The organism is Mesorhizobium delmotii (assembly GCF_900149755.1).
Lineage (GTDB): Bacteria > Pseudomonadota > Alphaproteobacteria > Rhizobiales > Rhizobiaceae > Mesorhizobium > Mesorhizobium delmotii.
In genome coordinates this window covers 505377-517683 of the sequence record NZ_FUIG01000013.1, presented here as the reverse complement: position 1 = coordinate 517683, position 12307 = coordinate 505377, and the positions used below count along the sequence as shown (strand labels likewise).

Annotated in this window: 11 protein-coding genes; 8 read left to right on the top strand and 3 right to left on the bottom strand. The window is 63.1% G+C overall.

What is annotated here, in order from left to right:
- Window positions 1-78: 78 nt before the first annotated feature.
- From BQ8482_RS03970 to BQ8482_RS03940, 7 genes are all read left to right on the top strand, one after another.
- Entirely contained in the window at window positions 79-891 is an 813-nt protein-coding gene (locus BQ8482_RS03970) for an ABC transporter ATP-binding protein (protein WP_036261459.1), read from the top strand.
- 47 nt (window positions 892-938) lie between these two features.
- Window positions 939-1733 carry a transporter substrate-binding domain-containing protein gene (locus BQ8482_RS03965; RefSeq protein ID WP_123146356.1) on the top strand — a complete coding sequence of 265 codons (795 nt, stop codon included), beginning with the start codon at window positions 939-941 and terminating at the stop codon, window positions 1731-1733.
- Window positions 1734-1887: 154 nt separating this feature from the next.
- Window positions 1888-2610 (top strand): ABC transporter permease, encoded by a 723-nt coding sequence (locus BQ8482_RS03960; RefSeq protein ID WP_244602609.1) that lies wholly within the window; start codon window positions 1888-1890, stop codon window positions 2608-2610.
- Window positions 2610-3419: an ABC transporter permease gene (locus BQ8482_RS03955; protein WP_123146355.1), complete on the top strand. Its 810-nt coding sequence runs from the start codon at window positions 2610-2612 to the stop codon at window positions 3417-3419. The genes BQ8482_RS03960 and BQ8482_RS03955 overlap by 1 nt, the downstream gene beginning before the upstream one ends.
- A 101-nt stretch (window positions 3420-3520) precedes the next feature.
- Window positions 3521-4522 carry an Ldh family oxidoreductase gene (locus tag BQ8482_RS03950; RefSeq protein ID WP_123146354.1) on the top strand — a complete coding sequence of 334 codons (1002 nt, stop codon included), beginning with the start codon at window positions 3521-3523 and terminating at the stop codon, window positions 4520-4522.
- Between the two features lie 332 nt (window positions 4523-4854).
- The gene (locus BQ8482_RS03945; RefSeq protein ID WP_123146353.1) at window positions 4855-5307 is read left to right on the top strand and encodes a DoxX family protein; all 453 of its coding nucleotides are present in this window, start codon (window positions 4855-4857) and stop codon (window positions 5305-5307) included.
- A gap of 117 nt (window positions 5308-5424) precedes the next feature.
- Entirely contained in the window at window positions 5425-6399 is a 975-nt protein-coding gene (locus BQ8482_RS03940; RefSeq protein WP_123146352.1) for a complex I NDUFA9 subunit family protein, read from the top strand.
- Window positions 6400-6414: 15 nt separating this feature from the next.
- Here BQ8482_RS03940 and BQ8482_RS03935 read toward each other — a convergent pair whose 3' ends face one another.
- Entirely contained in the window at window positions 6415-7785 is a 1371-nt protein-coding gene (locus BQ8482_RS03935; RefSeq protein ID WP_123146351.1) for a cytochrome P450, read from the bottom strand.
- Window positions 7786-7965: 180 nt separating this feature from the next.
- Window positions 7966-8109, bottom strand: a complete 144-nt coding sequence (locus BQ8482_RS37970; protein ID WP_165848410.1) for a hypothetical protein — start codon at window positions 8107-8109, stop codon at window positions 7966-7968.
- On the opposite strand from BQ8482_RS37970, the gene gyrB reads away from it, so the two are divergent.
- The gene (gyrB, locus tag BQ8482_RS03930; protein ID WP_123146350.1) at window positions 8108-10579 is read left to right on the top strand and encodes a DNA topoisomerase (ATP-hydrolyzing) subunit B; all 2472 of its coding nucleotides are present in this window, start codon (window positions 8108-8110) and stop codon (window positions 10577-10579) included. The genes BQ8482_RS37970 and gyrB overlap by 2 nt on opposite strands.
- 60 nt (window positions 10580-10639) lie before the next feature.
- On the opposite strand, the gene BQ8482_RS03925 is transcribed toward gyrB, so the two are convergent.
- The gene (locus tag BQ8482_RS03925; protein ID WP_123146349.1) at window positions 10640-12151 is read right to left on the bottom strand and encodes a hypothetical protein; all 1512 of its coding nucleotides are present in this window, start codon (window positions 12149-12151) and stop codon (window positions 10640-10642) included.
- Between the last annotated feature and the right edge of the window lie 156 nt (window positions 12152-12307).

The window sequence follows — 12307 nt, the reverse complement described above, 5'->3', positions numbered from 1 at the left end:
AGTCTGTCCAGTGATGGTAATGGGTAAAAAATTCCAGCAGCGACGGGTCCAACCACTTCGTGAGGCACCGCAAAGGTGATAGCGCAAGGCACGGCCCCCGCCCTGAAGTACACGGCGCAGAACGACGCCGCCGAAGCCATCCATGTCGAGAACCTGCATAAACGATTCGGCGAACTGCATGTGCTGAAAGGCGTTTCGCTGTCGGCGCGCGACGGCGAGGTCATCGCCATCATCGGCGGCAGCGGCTCGGGCAAGTCGACGCTGCTGCGCTGCATCAATTGCCTGGAGAACCCGACCAGCGGAATCGTCCGCGTCAATGGCGAGGAGATCCGGATGAAGGCCGACAGTCACGGCCACACCGTTCCCGCCGACCGCAAGCAGATCGAGCGCATCCGCTCCAAGCTCGGCATGGTCTTCCAGAATTTCAATCTGTGGAGCCACATGACGCTGATCGAGAACGTCATCGAGGTTCCGGTGCATGTTCTGGGCGTCAAGCGCGACGTGGCCATCGCCGAGGCCGAAAAGCTGCTCGCCCGCGTCGGCCTGGCTGAAAAGCGCGATGTCTATCCGGCCTACCTGTCGGGCGGCCAGCAGCAGCGCGCGGCCATCGCCCGGGCGCTGGCCATCAATCCGCGCGTCATGCTGTTCGACGAGCCGACCTCGGCGCTCGACCCGGAACTGATCGGCGAGGTGCTGAAGGTGATCGGCGACCTGGCACGCGAAGGCCGCACCATGGTGCTGGTCACCCACGAGATGAAGTTCGCCCGCGAGGTCGCGACGCATGTCGTCTACCTCTACAACGGACTGGTCGAAGAAGAAGGGCCGCCGGAGCAGATCTTTGGCGCGCCGAAATCCGAAAGGCTGAAGCAATTCATCCGCAACATCGGTTGAGCCGAGGCGGATAAAAACGGGAACAACAACAAACTGGGAGTATTGATATGAAGACGGTTCTGAAGACATTTGCCGCAGCGCTTCTGCTCGGCGTCGCCGCGATGGGCATGGCAAAGGCCGAGCCGGTCAAGATCGGCGTCGCTGCCGAACCCTATCCGCCGTTCACCTCGCCGGATGCTTCCGGCAAATGGGTTGGCTGGGAGATCGAATTCATCGACGCCGTCTGCGCCGAGCAGAAACTCGATTGCGTCATCACCCCCGTCGCCTGGGACGGTATCATCCCGGCGCTGACGACCAAGAAGATCGACGTCATCGCCAGTTCGATGACGATCACCGACGAACGCAAGAAGACGATCGATTTCTCCGACAAATATTACAACACCCCGACCGCCATCATCGGGCCAAAGGACCAGAAGTTCGGCGCTACACCGGAAGATCTCAAGGGCAAAATCATCGGCGTCCAGGTTTCGACCGTGCATGCCGACTACGTCAAGAAGCACTTCACCGATGCAGCGGAAATCAAGGAATACCAGACCCAGGACGAAGCCAATCAGGATCTTGCCGCCGGTCGCCTCGATGCGGTGCAGGCTGATTCCATCGCGCTCGACGCATTCCTGAAATCGGATCAGGGCAAGCAATGCTGCGACCTGAAGGGCATGGTCGCGCCGGATTTGGCCGTTCTCGGGCCCGGCATCGGCGCTGGTGTCCGCAAGGAAGATACCGAGTTGAAGGAGAAGATCAATGCCGGCATCAAGGCTATCCGGGCCAACGGCAAATATGACGAAATCAGCAAGAAATATTTCGATTTCGACATCTACGGCGACGATCCGCAGGCGAATTGACGGCATCCCTGAGCGAATAACCATGCGGCGCGGACAGCGCGCCGTGTGGCTTCGTCGAAATCCACCCATGCAAGCTTTTCGCTGACGGCATTGCCGACGGTTTTGGCGCCAGCAATTCGGGGCGACGCTGATCGACGCATTTCTACCGGCCTCTGTGGCCAGCATCATCGAACTGCTTTCGCCGACGCCACCTGGCTGGGGCGGAACGCTTCTGGTCGGACTGCTCCACTCGGTCGAGATCGCTGCCGGTGCTTTCGGTCTCGGCCTCGTGATCGGCATTTGCGGTGCGTATGGCAAGCTCTATGGCGGGCCCGTGGTGCGCGATCTGCTGGCAGTCTACACGACGATCGTCCGCGCCGTGCCGGAGCTGGTGCTGATCCTGCTGCTCTATTATGCCGGCACCGATTTGATCAACCAGTTGCTGACGGCAATGGGGTATCAGCGTATCGATATCAGCGGGCTGGTGGCCGGTATTGCCGTGCTCGGCTTCGTCCAGGGCGCTTATTCGACCGAGGTGATGCGCGGCGCGATCCTTGCCATTCCGCAGGGACAGATCGAAGCCGCGCGCGCCTATGGCATGTCTCCCGGCCTGCTGCTGCGACGCATCACGCTGCCGGCGATGCTGCCTTTCGCCATACCCGGCCTTGCCAATCTCTGGCTGATCGCCACCAAGGACACCGCCCTGTTGGCGGTCGTCGGCTTCTTCGAACTGACATTGGCCACGCGGCAAGCGGCAGGCGTGACCAAGGCCTATCTTACCTTCTTCCTCGCCGCAGGCGTGATCTATCTCCTGTTGACGCTGGTCTCCAATCTGATCATCGGCCGCATCGAGGTCTGGGCTCGGCGCGGCATGCCCTCTCTCAAGGAGGCGCGTTGATGGCTGTCGAAGCGACCATCGTCAACCTAGCCGCCCGCGCATCGCTGTGGTTGCAGCCGCACCGCATCGTGCTGATTGTGACTGGACTGGCGCTGGTTTTCGCAGCCGCTTTCTTCATGCGCTGGGACTGGCTGCCGCAATATTACGAAATGGCGCTTGTCGGCCTCTGGCGCACGCTCTGGATCCTCGCCGTCACCTGCACACTGGGCTTCCTGCTCGCCGTGCCGCTCGGATTGGCGCAGGCTGCCGGCCCCTTCTGGCTCGCGGCGCCTGCCAAGGCCTTCTGCACCGTCATCAGGGGAACGCCGCTGCTGCTGCAGCTCTGGCTGCTCTATTATGGGCTCGGCTCGCTGTTTCCACAGTACCCATGGGTACGCGAGTCCTGGATGTGGCCGTATCTCAGGCAAGCATGGCCCTACGGCGTCCTGGCGCTGACCTTGTCCTTCGCCGGCTACGAGGGGGAAGTGATGCGGGGTGCCTTCGCCGGGGTGCCGAAAGGGCAGTTGGAAGCAGCGCGTGCCTTCGGCATGAGCCGCTGGAAGATCCTGCGGCGGATCTGGCTGCCGCAAGCCTTCTACCGGGCGTTGCCGACGCTGACCGGCGAAACCGTGCTGCAGCTGAAATCGACGCCGCTGGTGGCGACCATCAGCGTGATCGACATATTCGCCGTCTCGTCCAAGGTGCGGCAGAGCACTTTCCTCACCTATGAACCCTTGCTGCTCCTGGCATTGATCTATATGGCGATCACCGGCATCCTGGTCTTCGCGCTCGGCAAGATCGAGGCGCGGATCCCGAACAAGATTGGTTAGTGAGGAGCGATTAGGGAGTAGCGAATAGCGAGTAGCTCGCTGATTTCCCTCTATTCGCTACTCCCTATTCGCTACTCGCTAGAGCTTCAGGGCAGCTAAAGATGCAACTCAGTCTCGACCAGGCGACAGGGCTGTGCCGGATGGCGGCGCTCGGCGCCGGCGCCAATGAGGAAGCGGCGCAGTCGCTCGCAGCCTCCATCGTAGCGGCCGAGGCAGAAGGTCTGTCGACAGTCGGACTGTCGCATTTCATCGACTATCTCGAAGCGCTGGAGGCCGGCCGCATCGACGGCAAGGCCGAGCCGGTCATCACCAGGCCGGCTTTGGCGATCTATCTCTCCGACGCGCGCGGCGGGCTGGCGCATACCGGCTTCGATCGCACCATCGACGATCTCGCCAAGGCGGCGCGCCTGTTCGGCGTTGCCATCTTTTCGCAGAGGAACGCCTATACATGCGGCGCGCTCGGCTATTTCACCGGGCGGCTGGCCGCGCAGGGGCTGGTGTCCTTCGCCGCGACCAATGGGCCGGCCGTGCTTGCCGGCTCCGGCTCGGTCAAGCCGGTCTATTGCACCAACCCGATGTCCTTCGCCGCGCCCGCCGCCGACGGAGCGCCGCTGGTGATCGACCAGTCGTCGAGCGCCACTGCCTTCGTCAACATCCGCAAGGCGGCCGAGGACGGCAAGAAAATTCCCGAAGGCTGGGCACTGGACGTCAGCGGCAACCCGACCACCGATCCCGCCGCTGCCATGAAAGGCGCGATGCTTGCCTTCGGCGGCCAGCGCGGTGCCAACATCGCACTGATGGTCGAAGTGCTGGCGGCGGGCCTGTCGGGCGCCAACTGGTCGCTCGATGCGCCATGGTTTAGCGGCGGACCGGACAGTCCCGGAACCGGCCTCTTCGTTCTGGCCGTCGAGCCCAAGCTGCTCGATCCGGATTTCGAGAAACGCATGAAGGACCAGCTCGACCGGTTGCGCCGCCGCTACGGCGTGCATGTGCCCGGCCGTGCCCGAGCCGAAGCGGCGGAGAAAGCGGCGGCACGGGGCATAACGGCGCCCAAGGCCGTGGTCCAACGGATCTCCGAATTCGCCTCGCGCTACTCCTCCTAAAAAGTTTGTCTGCATTTTTTCGCCGTCGTTGAACCTTTTTGCGCGGTGCCGCAACCAATGCCTGTCCGGGGTGGTGGGGTTGCCCGGGCGGTGACATCCGGTCGCCAGGGCTGGGGCGGGCGTCTCACGCCGTCCTGATACCGTCTCAGGTCAGGCCGCCTCGTCAGACCCTGACTCCGACCATGGAAGTCACCCGGAAAACCCCGCTTCGGCGGGGTTTTCTGTTCTCTCGCATCTGGTCAGTTAACCTGCCTGTTTTGGTCAACTTTTGTTCATTTGACATTGACCGAGATGGTCGGGTGTTTGCGCGGAGCAGCAAAAGAGGAGCCCCAATGTCCGCAAGCACCGACAATTCCAGCAGAAGCCTTTTCGTCCCGGCCCTTGGCGGCCTCTATGCGGCGTTGAACACCGCCTCCGAAATCATCCTGCGTGCCGTGGCCGGCATCTTCCTCACCGTCCATGGCTCGCATAAGATCACCGATCCGTTTGGCGCCGCCGAGATGGTCGAAGGCCTCGGCTTCTATCCGGGCGCATTTTGGTCCCTGGTCTTGGCATGCACCGAGTTCTTCGGCGGCATTTTCATCGCAATAGGCCTCTTGACCCGCCCGGCCGCCTTCGCCGGAATGTTCGTGCTTCTGGTCACGGTCTGGTTCCACTGGGTCACCATGGGCGAGGGCTTTTCGGGCGCCGAAAAATCGCTGCTGTGGGCGGCGATCCTGTTCTTCTTCGTCATTCGCGGCGGCAACCGCCAATCGGTCGACGCACGCATCGGCAGGGCCTTCTGACGCGGTCAAACAAGGGCGTTGGCGACTTATCGTCGCCCTTTGCCTTTGGCGCGAAACCGACTATGAAACTGCTTCAGCCAAGCACCAGTAAATCTGGAAACTGCGCCGGAGCCAGCAATGACCGAAATCCTGCAGACCCCAAAGCTCGTCGTCGTGTTCGGCGGCTCCGGCTTTGTCGGCCGCCACGTCGTGCGGGCGCTGGCCAAGCGCGGCTATCGCATCAGGGTCGCCTGCCGCCGGCCCGATCTCGCCGGCCATCTGCAGCCGCTGGGCAATGTCGGCCAGATTCAGCCGGTGCAGGCCAATGTTCGCGTGCGTTGGTCGGTCGACCGCGCCGTGCAGGGCGCCGACCATGTCGTCAACCTGGTGGCCATCCTGCATGAGAGCGGTCGGCAGAAATTCACCTCCGTCCACGAGTTCGGCGCACGCGCGGTCGCCGAAGCGGCGCGCGCCGTCGGCGCCGGCCTCACCCATATCTCGGCGCTGGGCGCCGATCTGAACGCGCAATCGGACTATGCACGCACCAAGGCGCTCGGTGAAAAAGCGGTCCTGGAAACGATTAGCGATACCGTCATCTTGCGGCCATCGATCAATTTCGGGCCGGAGGACAGCTTCTTCAACCGCTTCGCCAGCATGGCGCGCTATTCGCCGGTCCTGCCGCTGATCGGCGGCGGGCAGACCAAATTCCAGCCGGTCTACGTCGGCGACGTCGCCGAGGCGGTGGCGCACTCGGTCGACGGCAAAGTCCAGGGCGGCCGGATCTACGAGCTTGGCGGACCGCAGGTACTGTCCTTCAAGGAATGCATGCAGGAAATGCTTGCCATGATCGACCGCGAGCGGCTTCTGGTGTCGGTACCGTGGTGGGTGGCCAACATGCAGGCATCGATTCTCGGGCTTTTGCCCAATCCGCTATTGACCAAGGATCAGGTCCTGCAGCTGCGCGAGCACAACATCGTATCGGAAGCGGCCATCAGGGAAAATAGGACGCTCGCCGGCCTCGGCATCCAACCGCAGTCGATCGGCAGCATCCTGCCGAGCTATCTCTGGCGCTACCGCGCCGCAGGCCAGTTCCAGCGAAAGACGGCGGCCTAGCCAATCAGGCGCTCACTAAAGGCGCCGCGTGACCTGCATCGGCAGGCCGCCCTGCGGTTGCGTCGTCAGTTTCTGCACCGGCCACGGTTTGGTCTCGGCGGTGGTGTCGAAGCGGAAACGCGACAGCATGATGGCCAGCGCGATGATCGCCTCCTGCATGGCAAAGCTGGCGCCGATGCAGACGCGAGGGCCGGCGCCGAACGGCAAATACTGGAAGCGGTCGATTTTTTCGCGATTTCCCGGATGAAAGCGTTCCGGCATGAAGGCGTCAGGCCGGTCCCACAGCTTGCGGTGGCGATGGACAACCCAGGGCATGACCAGCACCGCGGCGCGCCTCGGTATATAGAGGCCGCTCCAGGTTTCGGGCTCGATCGGCTCGCGGTTGATCGACGGCGCCGGCGGGTAGAGCCTGAGCGCCTCGTCGAAGGCGGCGCGGGTGAACGGCATGGCGTCGAGCCACTTTGTCGGGTCGGGTTCTCGCGCCAGCACGGCGTCGATCTCGCGCTCGATCTTTTCGCGCTCCCAAGGCGCTTCGGCCAGGCAGTAGAGGGTCCAGCCAAGTGCCCGCGCCGTGGTCTCGTGACCGGCGCCGATGAAGGTGATGATGTTGTCCTCGACCTCGGCGCGTGTCAGCCCGTCCGGTCCCTCCGCCTTGAGCAAAAGCGTGAGAAAATCCTGCGGCACCTTGTCCGGATCGCGCTTGAGCCGCTCTTCGCGCATCTTGACTGTGTCGGTAACGATCTTGCGGAAATAAGCCATGGTCTTGCGGCCGCGGATGCGGGTCAGGCGCGGCAGCCAGTCGGGCGCCCGCAACAGGTCGAGCGGATCAACCCGGCCCATGGTCTCGAACAGCCGGTCGATCTCCTTGGCGAAGCTGCCCGGCTCGCCTGATATCTCGCCGGAAAACAGCGTCTCGGCCAGGATATCAAAAGTAAGCAGCGTCATGTCGTGGGCGATGTCCGACGTGCCGCCGCCCTCGTAGCGCGTGACGAACTCCCGCGTGCGCCTCAGCATCGGCTCGGCAAAACCGAATATGTGGCGCGGCGTGAACACCGGCGCCATCGCCTTGCGTGAACGCCTCCAGACCTCACCCTCGGCGGTCAGCAGGCCGTCGCGTAGGATCGGCCGCAGGATCATCTGGCGCACCGTCGCCATCTTGTAATTTTTGGCATTGTCGACCAGCACGTGGCGAATGAGGCCGGGGTCGTTGGCGATGACCAGCCGCCCGCCGATGCCGGTCACCGATATCCAGGGCTGGTTGTAGGTCGGCTCGCCCCACAGTTCGAGCGGGTTGCGATAGACGATGCGGATCATCTCGAGCGTCGACGGCGGCGACGTACGCGGCTTCGGCGCCGGCGGGACGAAGGGGGCGGGCTGACTGTCCATGGCGTGCTCCGCTGGTCACCTCAATGTAGTGGCTGGCAAGGCAAGCGTCCATGTCGCCGGCTCTCCGGAATGTGACCGGGCACTGGAAAGTGCCTGATCGTCGGAACAGGTCGGCCCTCTGTTGTTGCCGCCGCTCTGTTCCAAGTCCGGCTCCACTTTTGGGTCCGATGCCCTGGCCGGTCAGGCGCGCTCTTCTTCCATTCGGAAATGCTTGCAAATCTTGGAAAAACCGCCTTTTGCACCTATATCTTGGACATCAAGGACGCGCGATTCGGAGCCGATTTTTTGCGCTGGATGTGCGGCATCAATCAGACAGGTTTTCATGAGCGATCAGATCGACAACGCCAACGGCGCTGAGGCCGAGTACGGCGCCGATTCCATCAAAGTTTTGAAGGGGTTGGATGCCGTCCGTAAGCGGCCGGGCATGTATATCGGCGATACCGACGACGGCTCGGGCCTGCATCACATGGTCTACGAGGTCGTCGACAACGCCATCGACGAGGCGCTGGCCGGCCATGCCGACCTCGTCACCGTGACGCTCAACCCCGACGGTTCGGTGACGGTCATCGACAATGGCCGCGGCATTCCGACCGATATCCACACCGGCGAAGGCATCTCGGCGGCCGAAGTGATCATGACGCAGCTGCATGCCGGCGGCAAGTTCGACCAGAATTCCTACAAGGTGTCTGGCGGCCTGCACGGCGTCGGCGTCTCGGTGGTCAATGCGCTTTCGGCCTGGCTGAAGCTGAAGATCCGCCGTAACGGCCAGATCTACGAGATGAGCTTCACGCACGGCAATGCCGACGCGCCGCTAAGGGTCACCGGCACCTACGAACAGCGCAAGGTTGCCGGCACCTATGACGGACGCAGCGGCAGCGAGATCACCTTCTTTCCGTCGGCCGAAACGTTCACAATGGTCGAATTCGACTTCGGCACGCTGGAGCACCGGCTGCGCGAACTCGCCTTCCTGAATTCCGGAGTGCGCATCATTCTGACCGATGCCCGCCATGCCGACGTCGTGCGTCATGAGTTGCACTATGATGGCGGACTGGAGGAGTTCGTCAAATATCTCGATCGCGTCAAGAAACCGCTGATCGACAAGCCGATTGCGATCAAAGCCGAGCGCGACGGCATCACCGTCGAAGTCGCCATGTGGTGGAACGACAGCTACCACGAGAACGTGCTGGCCTTCACCAACAACATTCCGCAGCGCGACGGCGGCACGCATCTTGCCGGTTTCCGCGGCGCGCTGACGCGCCAGATAACCGGCTATGGCGAATCCTCGGGCCTCACCAAGAAGGAGAAGGTGGCGCTGATCGGCGACGATTGCCGCGAGGGGCTGACGGCGGTGTTGTCGGTCAAGGTTCCCGATCCGAAATTCTCGTCGCAGACCAAGGACAAGCTGGTCTCGTCCGAAGTTCGCCCGGTGGTGGAAGGGCTCGTCAACGAAGCGCTCGGCACCTGGCTCGAAGAGCACCCGACCGAGGGCAAGGTGGTCATCGACAAGGTCATCCAGGCGGCAGCGGCGCGCGAAGCCGCGCGCAAGGCGCGCGACATCACCCGCAAGAGCTCGCTCGGCGTCACCTCGCTGCCCGGCAAGCTGGCCGACTGTCAGGAACGCGATCCGGCGAAGTCCGAAATCTTCATCGTCGAGGGCGACAGCGCCGGCGGCTCGGCCAAGGGCGGCCGTTCGCGCCAGAACCAGGCCATACTTCCGCTGCGCGGCAAGATCCTCAATGTCGAGCGGGCCCGCTTCGATCGCATGCTCGGCTCCGACATGATAGGTACGCTGATCACCGCGCTCGGCACCTCGATCGGCAAGGACGAGTTCAACGCCGACAAATTGCGCTATCACAAGATCATCCTGATGACCGACGCCGACGTCGATGGCGCCCACATCCGCACCTTGCTGCTCACCTTCTTCTTCCGGCAGATGCCGGAACTGATCGAGCGCGGCCATCTCTATATCGCCCAGCCGCCGCTCTACAAGGTGACGCGCGGCAAGAGTTCGCAATACCTCAAGGACGAAAGCGCCTTCGAGGAATTCCTGATCGGCTCGGGGCTGGAGGAGGCGTCGCTTGCGCTCAGCGCCGGCGAGGTGCGGGCCGGACAGGACCTGCGCAGCGCCATCGACGATGCGCTGGCGGTGCGCCAGCTCATCAACGGGCTGCACACGCGCTATAACCGGGGCGTGGTCGAGCAGGCGGCGATCGCCGGCGCACTCAACCCTGAGTTGTTCGCCGATCTCGGCCGGGCCAACGCCATGGCTGAGCGTGTCGCCCGGCGCCTCGACATCATTGCCGAGGACACCGAACGCGGCTGGACCGGCCGCATGTCGACCTCGAACGAAGGCATCGGCGGCTATGTGTTCGAGCGCACGGTGCGCAGCGTCAAGGAGTTCGCGCATCTCGATCTCGCGCTGATCAATTCGGCCGACGCCCGCCAGATCGACCGCTATGCGCCGCGCCTCGCGGAAGTCTATGGCGAGCCGCCGCTGCTGCGCCGCAAGGATGTGTCGGAAACCATCTCGGGACCGCTGGCGCTGCTCAACGCCGTGTTTGCCACCGGTCGCAAGGGCCTGACCATGCAGCGCTACAAGGGCCTCGGCGAGATGAACGCCGAGCAGCTCTGGGAAACCACGCTCGACCCGAATGTGCGCTCGCTGCTGCAGGTCAAGGTCACCGATGCCACCGATGCGGACAGTCTATTCTCGCGGCTGATGGGCGACGAAGTTGAGCCTAGACGCGAGTTCATCCAGGACAATGCGCTGTCGGTCGCCAATCTGGATATCTGAGGCCCAATCAATCAGGGTATTTGAGGTGTTGGCGTGCTCCCGGCGCGCGTTTTTTATGCTTCAGGCCGTTTCTGTGCGGCCTATCGTCGGCACCGCCTGACTTGGCTCCAGTTTGCGACCGAGGTCGACGGCGTCGCGCAGCACGCCAATATGCGAGCGCGGCGGCGTGCCGGCGGCTGCGGCGACCTCGACGCCGGTCGTCTTCAGCGACCAGTAGAGCGTGTGCGTGAAGATGCGGCCAAGCGAACCGCGCAGCTCGACCTGGATGTTGTCCACGCCGGGGCCGAAATTTTCTGCCATCGGCCCGGAGATCGGGTCGCCCGTCAGCCAGCCATTGCCCCTGTCGAAGATGTTGGTCCAACGCGTCGCGGCAAACACTGCACCATGATGCACCGCCCGCTGTGGCTTGCCCGAACGGCTGCGCCCTTCCTGATAGAGGACGGTTCCACCGGCCGCCGTCTCGGCAATCGGCGGACATGCCGAGAACAGCCGCTCAGCGATGCCGCGCCTGAATTCGGCGAGGTTGTAGGTCACCAGAAATTCGCTGTGGGTCAGCGGACTGCCGAGCGTGACGAAATCGCTGATCTTCCATGGCAATGGATGATCGGCGTCCCTGGTGCGAAGCTGCCGATAGAGCTCCCATTGGGCGCGGCGGAATCCGGAAAAATCATCCAAGCCGTCAGGCCACGCAGAACCATCGGCGTTGAGCGTGGACTTGTCGACGGCGCGGATCGCTTTCAGTCTCGCCTTGTCGCGGACCGCTTCCAGCTTTCGAGGCCTGAAATCGGCCCACAATATCTGCAGCAGATCGTAGGCGATGATCGATCCCAGGCTGTGTGAGACCAGCACGATCCGATCGTAGCCATCGTCCATCATGAGACGCCTCAGCAGCGTCAGGCCACGGTCGCGGACAAGCGCGCGCTTCTCGACCGTTGCCGCTTCAGCACGTACATAGGCGGCCACGTCGCCGAAATAAGGAAGGCCAAACCGGTCCACCAACCAGATGACGAACGAAGCCAGGATCGTGACGAGCGTACCCGTGGTCCAGGAAATATACCCTTGCGATGCCGACGTCGCGAGCAGGAGCGCCGCGCACAGGACTGTTATGACGGCCAGAAGCGTGACGACATACAGCCCGCGGGCATCGCGCGGAATGTCGGTGGGCTTGCGCCAAAGCAGATTCGTTACCCAGGCCGCAAGCCGGCCCCGCGTCGTGCCCTGCGTAATGTCGGCCCAGTAAAGCTCGTAGAAATCGGTGCGGCGGCCATCGACGTCGTAAGGGGTGGTGATCCGGCGAAGCTCGTGCGAGTTCGTCCGGCTGTCAGGCGTGATCCAGCTCTGGTTGATCTTCTCACCGTCGGGGTCGGCCGGATCAGTGACACGGGCATAAAACGGCGCGCGGGCGGGATCATGACTCCAGACAGCCTGAACAAATTCCCTCAGCGTGCCCATGGGCCGCTGTTCGCCCATGCCATGCACGATCACCACGGCCTGGCTGAGCTTGCGCGGCGCCTTTCCGGAGGCCGGCGGACTGGTCCTGGCCGGCGACGCAACAGGATGAGGGTCGGACACCAGTGCCTCCGTTGGTGACAAATCCCGGAACAGAATTTGCCCATCGTAGCTCTGAAACCGGGGTGAGAGCAAAGACGCTCCAGGCCGGATGCTCAGGGCCAAGAAAAAGCCCGGCGCGGAGCCAGACTTTTGGTTTCGAGCAACTGGCGGTGTACC